Raw genomic sequence first — 16319 nt, forward strand, 5'->3', positions numbered from 1 at the left:
CTATGATGTGTACTCTAGCTAGTCTGATTTCATTCAATCTAAGGATTCTGCATGTCCACAACCACCGTCCGTTTAGATGATCTAGACCGCGCCATTCTAAAAACCTTGATGGAAGATGCACGAACTCCTTATGCTGAAATGGCAAAACAGTTCGATGTCAGCCCTGCGACGATTCACGTTCGCATCGAAAAAATGAGATCGGCAGACATTATTGAGCGAACGGAAGTTGTGGTAAACACCAAAAAGCTAGGTTATGACGTATGCTGTTTTATTGGTATTAACCTAAATGCAGCCAAAGACTACCACTCTGCGATAGCCAAGCTGAATGCGTTAGACGAGGTGGTCGAGGCGTACTACACCACTGGTGCTTATAACATTTTCGTAAAACTGATGTGTAAGTCGATAGAAGAGCTACAGTTTGTGTTGATTGATAAATTGCAGGCGATCGATGAGGTTCAATCGACAGAGACATTGATTTCATTGCAGAATCCTATCAATCGTAATGTGAATCCATAACATTCGTTCGCCTTGTTTGGCCCCTGAAGCACAGACAAAAAAGAGCCTCTAACTAGAGGCTCTTTTCGCTATTAACTCTTAATAAACTAGATAGTTACCGTGATTATGCGTTGATTCCCGCATGACGCAGCATTGCATCAATTTGTGGCTCACGACCACGGAAGCGTTTGAACAGCTCCATTGGCTCTTCACTGCCACCCATTTCAAGGATGTTGTTCAGGAAGCGATTACCAGTTTCTGTGTTGAAGATACCCTCTTCTTCAAATGCTGAGAACGCATCTGCCGATAGCACTTCTGCCCAAAGGTAGCTGTAGTAACCCGCACTGTAGCCACCAGCAAAGATGTGACCAAAGCTATGTGAGAAACGGTTCCAATCTAGGCTTGGCAGAACCGACACCTTAGACTTAACATCCGCCAACGTTTCGAGTACACGAGCACCCACTTCAGGGTCGTACTCTGTGTGTAACGTGAAATCGAACAAGCCAAGCTCTAGCTGGCGCAGGATAAACATCGCTGATTGGAAGTTCTTCGCCGCTAGCATTTTCTCTAACATCTCTTTTGGTAAGGCTTCACCGGTTTCGAAGTGACCAGAAATGAACGACAGCGCTTCTTCTTCCCAACACCAGTTTTCGAGGAACTGACTTGGTAACTCAACCGCATCCCAAGGCACGCCATTGATACCAGAAACAGCACCCGCATCAACTTGCGTTAGCATATGGTGGATGCCGTGACCGAATTCGTGGAACAGAGTCACCACTTCATCGTGAGTAAATAACGCAGGCTTGTCACCAACTGGCTTGTTGAAGTTACACGTTAGGTAAGCCACTGGCGTTTGCAGCTCGCCAGATTCAGTAATACGACGACCACGACAGTCATCCATCCAAGCGCCACCACGCTTGTGTTCACGTGCGTATAGATCAAGGTAGAAGCTACCACGCAGTGTTCCTGTCGCATCAAAGATATCAAAGAAGCGAACGGACTCATGCCAAGTGTCTACGCCTTCACGCTCTGTTACCGACATACCAAACACACGGTTTAGTACTTCGAACAAACCAGAAACTACGTTCGACTCAGGGAAGTATGGACGAAGCTCTTCATCAGAGATCTCGAACAGGTTCTGTTTTTGTTTCTCGCTGTAGTAAGCGATGTCCCACAGATTTAGCTCAGAGACACCAAACTCTTTCTCAGCAAACTGACGTAGCTCTTCTACTTCGCGCTCACCTTGTGGTTTCGCTTTTACTGCTAGGTCGTTAAGGAAACCAAGTACTTGGTCTGGCGTTTCTGCCATTTTAGTCGACAGTGACTTTTCGCTGTAGGTGCTAAAGCCAAGCATGCGTGCGATCTCGTGACGCAGCTTAAGTTGCTCCGTGATGATCTCAGTGTTGTCCCACTTACCAGCATTTGGACCGCGATCTGAAGCGCGAGTTACGTAAGCTTCGTACAGCTCTTTACGTAGCGCTTGGTTGTCACAGTACGTCATCACCGGTAGGTATGAAGGGATATCCAGAGTCAGTAGGTAACCTTCCAGCTCTTTAGCTTGGGCCGCGGCTTGTGCTGCCGCCAGTGCCGATTCAGGCATACCGGCCAGTTCAGCCACGTCTGTTACTTGCTTGCTCCAACCCATGGTGGCATCAAGTACGTTGTTTGAGAATTGAGAACCCAGCTCAGACTGGCGCTTGCTGATCTCACCATAGCGGTGCTGCTCGTCCGCGGGTAAGCCAATACCTGACAATTCAAAGTCACGCAGTGCGTCAGTAATGGTTTTTTGTTGAGCTCGATTTAATGCCGAGAATGCTTCGCTTGCCTTGATCGCTTTATACGCTTCGAACAAACCTTTATGTTGACCAACCCAAGTGCCGTACTCAGACAGTACTGGTAGGCAGCTCTCATACGCTTCACGCAGTTCGTCGCTGTTCACAACAGAGTTCATGTGGCTTACTGGTGACCAAATACGGCCTAAACGATCATCCACTTCTTCAATCGGAGCAACTAGGTTGTCCCAGCTTGGTGAAGTATTACCTTCAAGTACTTGTTCTATCTTGTTGCGACACGCTTCAATCACTTGCTCAACCGCTGGCTTAACGTGCTCAGGTTTGATTTGTGAAAACGGAGGTAAGTCCGTGAAGGTTAATAGCGGATTAGACATATAAACATTCCTTTGGCTTTAGAGACTTTCGTCTTTTTTGTAATGAGGTCGTCTTACAGTCATCAGGCTAAGGGTCGCCCTAAAAAATCACTTGCGAATAGTTATTAAATAGTACCCATGAAGGCAAATTTCAATAGCAGAACCAATAACTAACTGCATATTGCGAACGACTGCTCCTGAATTGATCGAGAATTTATGGTCCATTGAGGGTTATAATAGTCTGATTAACCCCACCTACACTAACCACACTCTAATTCGAGAGTGTTACGAGAGTTTAATTTGTTAAGTTATCGCCACAGCTTCCACGCAGGCAACCATGCCGACGTAGTAAAGCATATCGTACAGAGCCTTATTCTTAATTCTTTGAAACAGAAGGATAAGCCTTTTGTTTATCATGATACTCACTCTGGTGTAGGTCGTTACGACTTAACGCATGAATGGTCTGAAAAAACGGGCGAATACAAACAAGGTATTGCACGCGTCTGGGAACAAACAGAACTTCCTGAAGACATTCAAAGCTACCTTGAGTCTATCTCAGCACTCAACAATGGCGAAAAACTGCGTTTCTACCCGGGCTCTCCACGTGTTGCCCGCGCGCACCTGCGCGATCAAGACCGCATGGTACTGACCGAGCTTCACCCAGCCGATCACCCTCTGCTTGAGCAAGAGTTCCACCGCGATCGTCAGGTATCTATCTACAAAGAAGATGGCTTCCAACGCTTAAAAGGCAGCCTGCCACCAAAAGAGCGTCGTGGTTTGGTACTTATCGACCCACCTTACGAGCTGGCAAAAGAGTATCGCGATGTGGTGACGGCGATTGCTCAAAGCCATAAGCGCTGGGCAACCGGTATCTACGCAATTTGGTACCCGGTAGTAAACCGCTGTGATATCGAAGACATGATCGAAGGACTTGAAGGCTTAGGTATCAACAAGATTCTACAAATCGAACTTGGCGTATCACCAGATACCAACGAGCGTGGCATGACAGCATCAGGCATGATTGTTATCAACCCGCCTTGGAAGCTAGAAAGCCAAATGAACGAAATTCTTCCATTCTTGAAGGAAGCAATTGCGCCGGCAACCGGTCACTTCAAAGTAGAGTGGATCGTACCCGAATAATCTCGAACTTAACGTCATGATCTGACGAATATTCAGTAGATTGTGACATACACGAATAAATTTTAAACAGGGAGATTGAGTTCAACCGATCTGCCCTCAATATAATAATTAGACAATTTAAGAATCTATAGGACGTAGGTGTTCAGTGCGATCACTGTACCCACAGCCTTCAATAAATGGAGAAAGTAATGGCGACTCATTTTGATTACATCTGTATCGGTGGCGGTTCAGGCGGCATCGCATCAGCAAACCGCGCAGCAATGCACGGTGCAAAGGTTGCACTTATCGAAGCTCAAGACCTTGGTGGTACTTGTGTAAACGTTGGTTGTGTTCCTAAAAAGGTAATGTGGCATGGCGCTCAAGTTGCTGAAGCGATCAACCTGTACTCTGAAGATTACGGCTTCGACGTTGAAGTAAAAGGCTTCAACTGGAGCAAGTTAGTTGAAAACCGCCAAGCATATATTGGTCGTATCCACGAGTCTTACGATCGCGTTTTGGGTAACAACAAAATAAACGTAATCAAAGGCTTTGCTAAGTTTGTTGACGAGAAAACCGTTGAAGTAAACGGTGAACACTACACTGCGGATCACATCCTGATCGCGGTAGGTGGCCGTCCAACCATTCCAAACATCCCAGGCGCAGAATACGGCATCGACTCAAACGGTTTCTTCGATCTGATGGAGCAACCTAAGCGTGTTGCTGTAATCGGCGCAGGCTACATCGCAGTAGAAATCGCAGGCGTACTAAGTGCACTTGGCACAGAAACACATCTGTTCTGCCGTAAAGAATCTCCACTACGTAGCTTTGATCCAATGATCATCGAAACGCTAGTAGAAGTAATGGAAGCAGAAGGTCCAACACTTCACACGCACTCCGTGCCTAAAGAAGTGGTGAAAGAAGCGGACGGTACGCTGACTCTACACCTAGAGAACGGCAACACTCAAAACGTTGACCACTTAATCTGGGCGATCGGTCGCCACCCAGCGACTGACGCTATCAATCTAGCATCTACTGGCGTTGAGACTAACGATCGTGGCTACATCAAGGTAGACGAGTTCCAAGCGACTAACGTTCCTGGCATCTATTGTGTTGGTGACATCATGGAAGGCGGTATCGAGCTAACACCTGTCGCTGTTAAAGCAGGTCGTCAGCTTTCAGAGCGCCTATTCAACGGCCAAACAAACGCGAAGATGGACTACAAGCTAGTTCCTACTGTTGTATTCAGCCACCCGCCTATCGGTACAATTGGTCTAACGACTCAAGAAGCTGAAGAGCAATACGGCAAAGACAACATCAAGGTTTACACGTCGGGCTTCACGGCAATGTACACAGCAGTAACCAAGCACCGTCAACCTTGTAAGATGAAACTAGTATGTGCTGGCGAAGAAGAGACTGTAGTTGGCCTACACGGCATCGGTTTCACTGTTGATGAAATGATTCAAGGCTTCGGCGTTGCAATGAAGATGGGCGCAACCAAAGCAGACTTCGACTCTGTTGTGGCGATTCACCCAACGGGCAGCGAAGAGTTCGTAACGATGAGATAATCAACACTATTTGTTGATATCTCTTAAAAGCAGGCCTTGTGCCTGCTTTTTTTATGTCCACTCTTGAACCTTACCCCTCAACTCCACGTAACACAGATACTGACCTATCTAGAACAGCAATGGAGTTTGTGATGAATCTACTAATTGAATCATTTGAAGGCGGGATCTACTTGGCTTACCAAATTATTGGCGAGCAAAAGCAGTTAATCAAAAACGACCAACAGCACCCAATGAAGTTTTTAAGTGTTAACCAAGCGCGCGACCACTTTAGCGATCGAGGCGTAGCATCGGCAATGTTGGTTCACAACAGTGCCTACGACGAGATGTGTGGTGAGCATTGTGGTAATACCCAACCATTCGAGATTGATTTGAAATGGAGTTGAATCAAATTCAAATCAATCGTGATAAAAATAGAAAGGCTTGCACTAGTGCAAGCCTTTTTCTTTTGGGTCATATTTCTTATCGAGCTGTGCGTTTTTGTCTTCGCTTGATGTTTTGCTCTTTCACAACAAAGTCGAACAATGGTGCGAACAAGTTAGCAAACAAGATAGCGAGCATAATGCCTTCTGGATAAGCAGGATTGAGCACTCGGATGCCGACCGTCATTACACCAATCAAGATCCCGTAAGCCCACTTACTCTGATTGGTAAACGCGGCAGAAACTGGATCGGTTGCCATAAAGAAAGTACCAAAAGCAACACCACCCAACACAAAGTGCCAGTAAAACGGCATCGAGAACATCGAGTTGGTATCAGAGCCGATCCAGTTCATCAAACTAGAGGTCACCACAAGACCGATGATAACCCCGGCAACAATACGCCAAGACGCTATCTTCATGAAAATGAGCATCAACCCAGTAAGCATAATTAATAGCGAAGAAACCTCCCCCATCGATCCTGGAATATTACCGATGAACGCATCCATCCAAGTTATTGTCTCGCCAGTCATGTTGTTGATTAAAGAGGTACTGCCTCCCTCATACCACTGACTGAGTGGTGTCGCCCCTGAATAGCCATCAGCCGCCGCGACCCACACAAGCCCACCCGACATGTTGGCTGGATAAGCAAAATAGAGGAAAGCCCGCCCAGCTAACGCAGGGTTAAGGAAGTTTCGTCCTGTACCACCGAACAACTCTTTAGCAACAACGATACCAAAGGTGATGCCTAATGCGGCTTGCCATAGTGGAATCGTCGGCGGGAGAATTAAGGCAAATAAAACCGAACTCACGAAAAAGCCTTCGTTGACTTCGTGCTTGCGAACAACCGCGAACAGTACCTCCCAAAAACCACCAACGACAAAAACCGTGGCATAAACAGGAAGGAAATAGAGCGCCCCAAAAAACATCTGGCTGCCCCAACCGCTTGCCATTAATGATGGCGCATCACCAAATGCCCAAGACAAGCGCCAACTACTCTCGATAACCGAAGTGAGCTCACTCAGTTGATAGCTGGATGTGAGTGCCGAAACACTCTGATGCCCGACGTTATACATGCCCCAGAACATGGCAGGGAAGGTCGCTAGCCACACCAGAATCATGATTCGTTTGAGATCGATACTATCTCGAACGTGGGTCAACCCTCGGTTTACATTGCCAGGCGTGTAAAATATCGTCGCGAACGCCTCATACACTGGGTAGAGTTTTTCGTACTTACCTCCGGCTTCAAATTGCGGTGCCACATCTTCTAAACGTTTTTTAAAACTCATAATCTCAATCACCTTATTGCTTGAGTTATGGTTTTCTACGCATCAAACGCTCAATTTGAACAACTTTTAGCGATTTTTAATCAAGTTCGTATTCAAGAAACTGACCAACATTCAAGAACAAAACCAATATGAGAAAGTTAGGTTCATAAATAACAAAGCCCCAGCGATAGCTGAGGCTCATTTAGTCTTACTTTAGGTTACTTATTTAACGCACATGACATTAAGCAATGAAGACCCTTTCAATTGGTTTACATTACCATTGGTAAACAGACCCTTCTTGCCTGCCCCCCAATAAGGTAAGTGCATTGGCCAATTCTGTTTTTCCATGACTTTTGAACCCAAAATACTCTGCCACTGTTTTTCAGTCATCAGCTTCATGTTGACCTTATTGCAGACTAATTCAGCGCTACCGTAATCGAGGCGGCTCCAAGGCTTGCCTTGCTCCATATAGAACTGCTGCTGATGGTCTAGGAGGTAAGGAATAGCATATTGGTTGCCCGACACATTGGCTGTCACGCGAATTTCGATTTCTAGATCGTTGTCTGTACTCGCATTACCGCTTGGTAGCGTCTGAATAGCGGCAGCACTCGTTACCGCAGCCGCTTGCTTAACCGCCACAGGTTTCGGCGCAGGTTTAGCTTCTACTTTTACAGGAGCCTTAGGCTTTACAGCTTTTGACTCTGCTGGTTTTGCAACGACAGGCTGTGATGAGGTTTTAGACTTATCAACCATACGAATAAAGGCTTCACCATAACCAGACACCTTGCGTACTTGAGCTAAGTCTTTTCTCGCATCCGAAAATGTAGAGTAAGGACCAATCAAACAACGATAATCGCCACCCTCAGGCTTCATCCATACGTTAGTTGAGATCTTTTCATATAGAGGCTTCGCTCGGTTCAGTGACAAAGGCTTATTTAGCAAACCACATTGAACCCAAAACAGTTCGTTATCTGAATGACGTTTAGGCGCTTTGCTGCCCCATACACCTTTACCGATCGGACATGATTGTTCTAGCTGTGGTAATTGATTGGTGCTTGCTTGAGTGGCATCGCATAGTACCGATTCTGCATTAACTTGGCTCGACACCAGAAGAGATACAGCGATAAGCCCCATACGATAATTTCTCATCACAGCACGACATACAGCATTCATTGTCAATTTCATAACCACCACTTAAACCCTCACGGGTTAATTATTACCGAATCAATGTCGATAAAACATGAATTCCATTTTAAGTATCATTGACACTATCAATAATACTAAGTTCCAGATCCATTAAGCAAAAAAAGAGCCGTAATTGCTTACGGCTCTTAGTTTAGTGACTTTTTTTGCTAAAAATCAAACCGAGCTATCACCCTTTATAAATTTTAGGGTTAAACACGTCACGTAACCAGTCGCCTAGTAGGTTAATAACTAGAACTAATGTTACCAAAAGCACACCAGGAAATGCTGTGATCCACCATGCTCCTGAGAAAATGTAGTTAAAACCAGTACTGATTAGGGCACCCAGTGACGGTTGGTCTACCGGAAGGCCTAAACCTAGGAAAGAAAGTGCCGCTTCTGACATGATGGCATTTGCCACCTGTACCGTAGAGATAACCAAGATCGGTGATAAACAGTTCGGTAGAATATGACGGAACATGATGCGAGGCGCTCTAAAGCCCATCACACGTGCCGCTTCAACATATTCTTTCTTCTTCTCTGCCAATACCGATGCACGAATGGTACGAGCATACTGCGGCCATTCTGCAATACCGATGATCACCACCAGCATAACAACGGCATATTGCGCGTAGAAGTCACTGCCGAAACTTGCCTTAAAGATGGCTGAGACAATGATCGCAACCATCATGGTTGAGAATGAAAGTTGAACATCAGCAAAACGCATCAGGAAGCTATCAATACGACCACCGAAGTAACCCGCAGACAAACCGATAATGATACCGAGAGTCAACTGAAGGCCAACCGCTAAGAAACCAATGGTCAGTGATAAGCGGGAGCCGTAAAGCATAGTCGATAAGATGTCACGACCTTGCTCGTCAGTACCCAGTAAGAAACGTTCTTCACCGTCTTCCATCCAAGATGGTGGCAGTTCTGAATCCATGATATCGATAGACGTCACGTCGTATGGGTCGATTGGGGCTAAAATCGGTGCCGCTAATGCCATCACAAGGAAGGCGGCGAAGATGGCGAAGCTGAACATAGCCACTTTATCGCGTAAGAAGTAGTACAGAATGTCTGACTGCTTGAATCGCTCCCAACGAGATGGAGCTGTTGTTGTTTGTTCCATGATTATGCTCCTTTCCCTGTAATGTTCACTGTTGGGTTAATGATGCCGTAAAGCAAATCAACAATGGTGTTCGTTACTACGAAGATCAAGCCAACGAAGATAACGTATGCGGTAATCAATGGTGTATCCACTCGGTTAATCGCTTCAAGGAATAGGAAGCCGGTGCCCGGCCACTGGAATACAGTTTCAGTAAGAATGGTGTAAGCCACCATAGTACCGATTTGAACACCACCTACCGTTAGTACAGGTAACATTGTGTTCTTCAAAGCGTGTTGGTAGTAAATCTTGTTCAGCGCTAGGCCTTTTGCTTTACCAAACTTGATGTATTCAGAACTAAGAACCTCTAGCATTTCAGAACGCACTAGACGAATGAACAGCGGCAGCATGATAGATGCCAAAGCAATACTCGGCAGAACTAAGTGTGCAAGGCCATCTAGTGTTAAGAAGCCAGACTCCCAACCAAACCAGTTTGCAGTCTCACCACGTCCAAATGATGGCAGCCAACCTAGCTCGATAGAGAACACATACATCAGCATGATTGCAGTTAAGAAAACAGGCACAGAGATACCGATACTACTACCGGCCATCACAAGCTTAGTGAAGAAACTTTTTGGGTGTATTGCAGAATAAACGCCTAATGGAATCGACAGACAAACAATGATCAGAGAAGCACCGAACACGAGCTCCAGTGTCGCGACCAGTTTATCTAGAATTACGTCCACAGCAGGGCGTTTAAAGAAATATGAAGTACCAAGATCACCTTGTAGGGCTGCGCCTATAAAGCGAGAGTATTTTGTAACGAAGGGATCATTTAAGCCGAGTTCATCACGTAGCGCTTGACGCTCCGACTCTGAAACAGATTGACCGACTAACTCACGTAACGGGTCGCCCAGGTTATCCTGAATGGCAAACGCCACCAAACTGATCACAAACATCACTATCAGTGCCTGAAACAGGCGCTTGACCAGAAACGTAACCATTCCTTGCCCCTTATCTATCCATGACTATCTAATCGAAATCCGCGATTAGACAACAAAAAAATTCAGTCTTAAAAAAGGTATTTAGCCAGACTGAAGGAAGACCAAATACCGAAACTTAAATCTATATCTTAATAATATTGAGAGCCTGAAAAACTTCAGGCTCTCGATTCTAGCAAGCTAGATTATTTTACAACTAGGTCGCCGAAGTAAGGCATAACCATTGGGTTTACGATGTCTGCAGCACCAACGTTAGACTTCGCGCCCCACGCTTCACTTTGCCAGTGTAGAGGTACGAATACTGCATCGTTGTAAAGTGTTGCTTCAACGCCTTTCAGCATCTTAGAACGCTTAACTGGATCAGTTTCTGTGTTAGAAGCTTCTACAATCGCATCCATTTCTGGGTTTGAGTAGCCAGAACAGTTGTATTGACCACGACCAGTCTCTTCGTTACGAGTCATTGTTAGAAACTCATTGAAGTTCGCTGAATCTTCTGTGTCTGAGTGCCAACCGATCATCATCATGTCTGCTGAACATAGGTCAAACTCAGGCCAGTACTGTGCTTTAGGCATCGTCTTAAGATCAACTTTGATACCAATCTTAGACAGCATTGCCGCAGACGCTTGCGCTACTTTCGCATCGTTCACGTAACGGTTGTTAGGCGCTGCCATAGTTAGTGTAAAGCCATCTTCGTAGCCCGCTTCTTTCATCAGCTCTTTCGCTTTTTTCAGATCGTAACGAGGAACTAGATCTTCGTTGTGACCCGCGTAGCCTGTTGGGCTTTGCTGACCAGCAGCTGTCGCGAAACCTTTCATGATTTTCTTAACAATACCTTCATTGTTAATCGCATGAACGATTGCTTGACGAACACGCACATCTTTCAGTGCTTCGTTGCTGTTTTGGTTCATTTGGAACGTAATGATACGAGTACCAGGTAGCGTTACTAGATCGATATTCTTAGCGTTCTTAACACGCTTGTGATCGTTTGGTGCTACAGGGTGAATCATATCTACATCGCCAGAAAGAAGTGCTGCAACACGCGTTGCGTCTTCTTTGATTGGCACAAGTGTTAGCTTGTCTACGTTACCATCCGTTTCTGTATCCCAGTAATCATTGAAACGCTCGAACGTAACTTTAACGCCTTGCTCACGTTGCGTAACGATGAATGGACCAGTACCTGAAACATTAGTCGAAGCAAACGAATTACCGTGCTTAACTAGTTCAGACTTGTCATTACCTTCAGCTGTTTGGCCTGAGTAGAACTTGCTGTCCATTGGGAAGATGTAAGTTGCTGTTTGTAGTACTAGTGGGTAAGCCGCTTTTGATACTAGCTCAACTGTATAGTCATCCACTTTTACCATTTTCTCGTATGGCGTGAAGATAGACTTAAAGTCTGGAGAAGCTTGTAGACGTTCAAAAGTCCACACAACATCATCAGCTGTCAGTTCGTTACCAGAGTGGAATTTCACACCTTTACGTAGGTTGAAACGGAAAGTCGTTTCATCAACACGCTCCCAGCTAGATGCTAGGCGGCCTTCAAAATCCATCTCTTGTGTAAAACGTACTAGAGGGTCAAACACCATGTGAGACATTTGCAGTGTGCCACCAGACAGCTGCTCGTGCGGATCAAGTGATACTGGGTCAGCTGCGTAGCCAACGGTAATATCTGCTGCTGCTGCACTAAAGCTTAGGCCAGCTGCCATCAAAGCTACTGCTAATTTGCTTTTCATGGTTTTCATTGCATAACTCCTTCATGCGGGAATCCAGATCCCTAGTTGTTGTATTTGCGTCTGTTTATTGTTTTTAGCAAGCTAAACTCCAGCCTGCTGATTTTTATACTGCGGCTTTTGCCACTGCTTTTTCTTCTCTTAAGCCCGTAAACTCAGGCATTAAAGAAATTAGGTGCTTACTGTATTCATGCTGAGGCGATTGGAATAACTGCTCAGTTGGCGCAACTTCCAATAGTTCGCCCATTTGCATCACGCCAACACGATCACACATTTGACGAATAACCGGTAAATCATGACTGATGAACAGCATAGTCAGATTGAGCTCGTCTTGCAGGTCTTTCAATAGATTAAGGATTTGAGCCTGTACTGACACATCCAGCGCCGAGGTAGGTTCATCACAAATCAGAAGACGAGGACGAGTTGCCAGAGCGCGAGCAATAGAGATACGCTGACGTTGGCCACCTGAGAATTCGTGCGGGTACTTAACCCCTGCCATTTGGCCCAAACCAACGTGATCGAGCAGGTCGTTAACGATCTGACGAGTTTCATTTTCGTTGCGAGTTAGCTTATGGAAACGGATAGGTTCAGCAATGATGTCGAATATCTTCATTCGAGGGTTCATTGATGTATACGGATTTTGGAAAACCATCTGCATTTGGCGACGCATAGGGCGACGCTCTTTTTCAGATTTAAGACCGGTAAGGTCAATACCTTCAAAGGTTACCTTGCCTGAGTTCGGTGCGTATAAGCCAGCAATCACACGAGCAATCGTTGATTTACCCGAACCAGATTCACCCACCAAACCAAACGTCTCACCTTCATGCACTTCAAAGCTGACGTTGTTTGACGCTTGAACATATTCACGACGGCTTTCGAAGAATGAATCTTTAGTCGTAAAACGTAAGTTCACGTTTTCAACGTTCAACAAAGGCCCCGTGTAATCACGGTGATCTTGGCTTTGGCCCAACCAGTGGTTTTTCACATCCAGTGGTTCCATCTCGTGTGCTTCTTCGATGTAACTCACTGTAGGGAAACGATCGAGTTTACGATCTGAACGCGGAACCGCTGAAATAAGGCTGTGTGTGTATGGATGCTCAGGAGTGCCAAGGACTTTCGCCGTTGGGCCAAACTCAACCAAATCACCACGATACATCACGGCTACACGATCGGTTACGTTAGATACAACACCCATATCGTGCGTGACCAACATACAACCTACGTTCTTCTTAATACATAGGTCGCGAATCAAACCCAAGATCTGATCTTGGATAGAAACATCCAGTGCGGTTGTTGGTTCATCTGCGATGATTAAGTCAGGTTCACCTGCCAATGCGATCGCGATAACAACACGCTGACGCATACCGCCAGAAAACTGGTGTGGGTACTGCTTTAAACGGTTTTCTGGTTGTGGGATACCCACTTGGTTCATCAAGTCTAGTGAACGCTGGTAGGCTTCTTGATCCGAAACCTTCATGTTGGCATGAATCGTCTCTTTTAACTGCTGTTCTACTGTGAATAGAGGGTTAAGAGAAGTCATTGGGTCTTGGAAGATAAATCCAATCTTTGAGCCGCGAACAGAGCGCATCTGCTCAGGAGATAAACCCGAAACTTTTTCGCCATCCAGAAACACCTCGCCGCTAGCAATACGGCCAGGAGGGCTCAGTAAATCAATAACAGCATTACCCACAGTTGATTTACCTGCACCAGATTCGCCTACAACGCCAACGATCTCACCACGTTCAATGTTGAACGAAAGTGATTTAACTGCGGCGTGAACTCCATGACGAGATGGATATTCGATACGAAGATTTTTTACTTCTAAAAGTGACATTACCAGACCTCTACTGCTTTGGCAGCTTTCTGCCCTGTCTGCAAAATTGAATCCATTCTTACCAGAATATTGTTCTGATATTTTATACGGTTGACAATTTGGCAAATAATTCACAGAAAAGCAACAAAAATAGGATAAAAAGTCGACATTAAACGCCTGGCAAGCAAAAGCACTACATAACTATTCAAAAAAAGAGCATATAGTAATAAAAATCAACATCATACTCATGGTGAGAAATACTCACAAATCCCTTACTACAACTTACTTGTAGACTGAAACCAATCGTTCAAAGCAGATCTCACTATTAGTCATTTAAAACAAATAATTATTCCAAAAAACAATTAACACTATAGAAACAAATGCTAGATTATTTAAATAATACAAATAAAACAACTAGATACATAGTAATAAGCCACACTTTCCACCATCAAGATAAGTGTGATAAATGTAAAGTAGTAAAATAAGAGGCTTATAAAATTAGAGACGATTTTAGGCTATTTAATATGAAGAAATCTGTCAAATATAGACCTTAGAGAGCAAATCTAGGGTTAGATTTCTCTTTTCATAAAAACACTTAGACCAAACCCATTAGTTTGTCGAATTATTGAGCAATCAATTTATATAAAATTAGATATAGATCTAATGATTTTATAGAGAAAATATATTTATAAAGACGTAATAATTAAAGACATGACAGCATGCTCATTTAATACGAAAGTACATTTTACCAGTACGATCACAGACAATTTTTCGAAATAGGTAAGTTCATAACCTTAAATAGCAGGTTAATGAATAACGGCGCGGCAGGGCTTCCTGCGGACTGGCGATCCAGCCCTCTGGTCTCAAATGATCTAAATTCCAGGCGTAAAAAAGCCCCGTCATTTCTGACGCGGACGGCTAGTTGAGGCTTCTTAAGTGATCGGTGAAGAGACATTCTTTGAACATCAGGCAAACCCCACTTGGGTTCCAATCTAGTGATCTACAGATGAAAAAAAGCTCATCATTTCTGATGAGCTTTCTTAAAGGTGCTCGGTGAAGAAGGATTTGATACGACTGGGCTTCCAGCCCCCGAATACATCATTATCTTTTCTCCAGATAGAAAAAAAGCTCATCATTTCTGATGAGCTTTCTTAAGGTGGTCGGTGAAGAGGGATTCGAACCCCCGACCCTCTGGTCCCAAACCAGATGCGCTACCAAGCTGCGCTATTCACCGAGATGTTTCGTTTGATTTCTCAAACTGGAAACTTCAAAGAAGCTACCAAAATTAATGGGGTGGCTAACGAGATTCGAACTCGCGACCACCGGAATCACAATCCAGGGCTCTACCAACTGAGCTATAGCCACCACTAATTTTTTATATAACCACTTAACAAGCGATTATTGAAATAGTGGTCGGTGAAGAGGGATTCGAACCCCCGACCCTCTGGTCCCAAACCAGATGCGCTACCAAGCTGCGCTATTCACCGACTAGTTTTGTATCGATTCTTGGGAAGAATGAATCAACACTGGAAGCCGAAGCTACCGATATTTTGTAAAGAAAGAATGGGGTGGCTAACGAGATTCGAACTCGCGACCACCGGAATCACAATCCAGGGCTCTACCAACTGAGCTATAGCCACCATTATTTCTTTTTTGCCAATTCTCACTTACCGAAGTAAGAGACCGGATGGCGCGCCTGAAAGGATTCGAACCTTCGGCCTTTGGCTCCGGAGGCCAACGCTCTATCCAGCTGAGCTACAGGCGCATGCCCTGTCGGCGGAGTGGAATAATACGTATATCACCCAATGCCGTCTAGTACTTTTTTAACTTTTTTTTCTGTTTGGTCTCTTTTTCGACAGTTAATATGTGATAAACCCCTTATTTGAGTACTACAACCCGCTACAGCTTATAAGTTGTTGTTTATTGCAACAACTTATCGGGATATAATCACCCATTATTTACATTGGTTTAACAGTTGCTCTTTGCTGCTCAAATCAAAACACCCTTCCAACACTATAAATTGGTAAGCATGTACTTACCTTGGGAATGTAAAGTGAGTTTAATGGATATGTCTCGTCGAATTTTAAGCGTTGTCATCGCAGTTTTAACCTTTTCAACTGGTGCAATGGCTTCAGGCCTAAGCGAAGCAGAGCAAGATGCTATTGCTGAACGCATCAAACCAGTTGGCCAAGTATACCTAGTCGGCAGTGAGCCAGTAGTCGCGGAACCAACAGGCCCTCGTGATGGCGCAGCAGTTTACGGTACCTTTTGTATCGCTTGTCACGCATCTGGCGTAAGTGGCGCACCTAAAAAAGGCGATGCTGGTGATTGGGGTCCTCGTATTGCTCAAGGTCGCGATATTCTAGCGAATCACGCAATCAACGGCTTTAATGCAATGCCTGCGAAAGGTTCATGTATGGACTGTTCAGACGACGAAATCAAAGATGCTATCGAGCACATGATTGCCGGTCTGTAATTTACCG

Annotated in this window: 12 protein-coding genes and 5 tRNA genes; 5 read left to right on the forward strand and 12 right to left on the reverse strand. The window is 44.9% G+C overall.

Annotation, left to right across the window (positions count from 1 at the left end; genetic code table 11):
• Positions 1-51: 51 nt before the first annotated feature.
• The gene (asnC, locus tag SJY39_RS20615; RefSeq protein WP_010433446.1) at positions 52-516 is read left to right on the forward strand and encodes a transcriptional regulator AsnC; all 465 of its coding nucleotides are present in this window, start codon (positions 52-54) and stop codon (positions 514-516) included.
• A gap of 103 nt (positions 517-619) precedes the next feature.
• Here asnC and prlC read toward each other — a convergent pair whose 3' ends face one another.
• Positions 620-2662, reverse strand: a complete 2043-nt coding sequence (prlC, locus tag SJY39_RS20620; RefSeq protein WP_016789461.1) for an oligopeptidase A — start codon at positions 2660-2662, stop codon at positions 620-622.
• 279 nt (positions 2663-2941) lie between these two features.
• On the opposite strand from prlC, the gene SJY39_RS20625 reads away from it, so the two are divergent.
• From SJY39_RS20625 to SJY39_RS20635, 3 genes are all read left to right on the forward strand, one after another.
• Positions 2942-3781 (forward strand): 23S rRNA (adenine(2030)-N(6))-methyltransferase RlmJ, encoded by an 840-nt coding sequence (locus SJY39_RS20625; protein ID WP_010433428.1) that lies wholly within the window; start codon positions 2942-2944, stop codon positions 3779-3781.
• A gap of 188 nt (positions 3782-3969) precedes the next feature.
• Positions 3970-5325, forward strand: a complete 1356-nt coding sequence (gorA, locus tag SJY39_RS20630) for a glutathione-disulfide reductase (protein WP_010433426.1) — start codon at positions 3970-3972, stop codon at positions 5323-5325.
• A gap of 131 nt (positions 5326-5456) precedes the next feature.
• On the forward strand, positions 5457-5708 hold the full coding sequence (locus tag SJY39_RS20635) for a DUF6482 family protein (protein WP_016784108.1): 252 nt from the start codon (positions 5457-5459) through the stop codon (positions 5706-5708).
• Positions 5709-5784: 76 nt separating this feature from the next.
• Here the strand turns inward: SJY39_RS20635 and SJY39_RS20640 are convergent, their stop codons facing one another.
• The 11 genes from SJY39_RS20640 to SJY39_RS20690 form a co-directional block, all read right to left on the reverse strand.
• Entirely contained in the window at positions 5785-7029 is a 1245-nt protein-coding gene (locus tag SJY39_RS20640) for an NADH:ubiquinone reductase (Na(+)-transporting) subunit B (RefSeq protein ID WP_010433422.1), read from the reverse strand.
• Positions 7030-7230: 201 nt separating this feature from the next.
• Complete coding sequence (locus tag SJY39_RS20645) at positions 7231-8193, reverse strand: SPOR domain-containing protein (protein ID WP_016784110.1); 963 nt, start codon at positions 8191-8193, stop codon at positions 7231-7233.
• A gap of 187 nt (positions 8194-8380) precedes the next feature.
• Positions 8381-9319: an ABC transporter permease gene (locus tag SJY39_RS20650; RefSeq protein WP_010433417.1), complete on the reverse strand. Its 939-nt coding sequence runs from the start codon at positions 9317-9319 to the stop codon at positions 8381-8383.
• Between the two features lie 2 nt (positions 9320-9321).
• Positions 9322-10299 carry an ABC transporter permease gene (locus SJY39_RS20655; RefSeq protein ID WP_010433413.1) on the reverse strand — a complete coding sequence of 326 codons (978 nt, stop codon included), beginning with the start codon at positions 10297-10299 and terminating at the stop codon, positions 9322-9324.
• A gap of 182 nt (positions 10300-10481) precedes the next feature.
• A complete protein-coding gene (locus SJY39_RS20660; protein WP_016768241.1) occupies positions 10482-12035 on the reverse strand; it encodes an ABC transporter substrate-binding protein in 1554 nt (517 codons plus the stop codon).
• A gap of 94 nt (positions 12036-12129) precedes the next feature.
• A complete protein-coding gene (locus SJY39_RS20665) occupies positions 12130-13857 on the reverse strand; it encodes an ABC transporter ATP-binding protein (RefSeq protein WP_010433407.1) in 1728 nt (575 codons plus the stop codon).
• 1136 nt (positions 13858-14993) lie between these two features.
• Positions 14994-15070 (reverse strand) — tRNA-Pro (locus SJY39_RS20670).
• 55 nt (positions 15071-15125) lie between these two features.
• A tRNA-His gene (locus SJY39_RS20675) sits at positions 15126-15201 on the reverse strand.
• Positions 15202-15246: 45 nt separating this feature from the next.
• Positions 15247-15323, reverse strand: a tRNA-Pro gene (locus SJY39_RS20680).
• Between the two features lie 77 nt (positions 15324-15400).
• Positions 15401-15476 (reverse strand) — tRNA-His (locus tag SJY39_RS20685).
• Positions 15477-15524: 48 nt separating this feature from the next.
• A tRNA-Arg gene (locus SJY39_RS20690) sits at positions 15525-15601 on the reverse strand.
• Positions 15602-15898: 297 nt separating this feature from the next.
• Between SJY39_RS20690 and SJY39_RS20695 the strand changes: the two genes are divergently transcribed.
• Positions 15899-16312 carry a cytochrome c5 family protein gene (locus SJY39_RS20695; protein WP_016788864.1) on the forward strand — a complete coding sequence of 138 codons (414 nt, stop codon included), beginning with the start codon at positions 15899-15901 and terminating at the stop codon, positions 16310-16312.
• Positions 16313-16319: the final 7 nt, after the last annotated feature.

Source organism: Vibrio sp. R78045, from assembly GCF_042466085.1.
Classification (GTDB): Bacteria; Pseudomonadota; Gammaproteobacteria; order Enterobacterales; family Vibrionaceae; genus Vibrio; species Vibrio cyclitrophicus.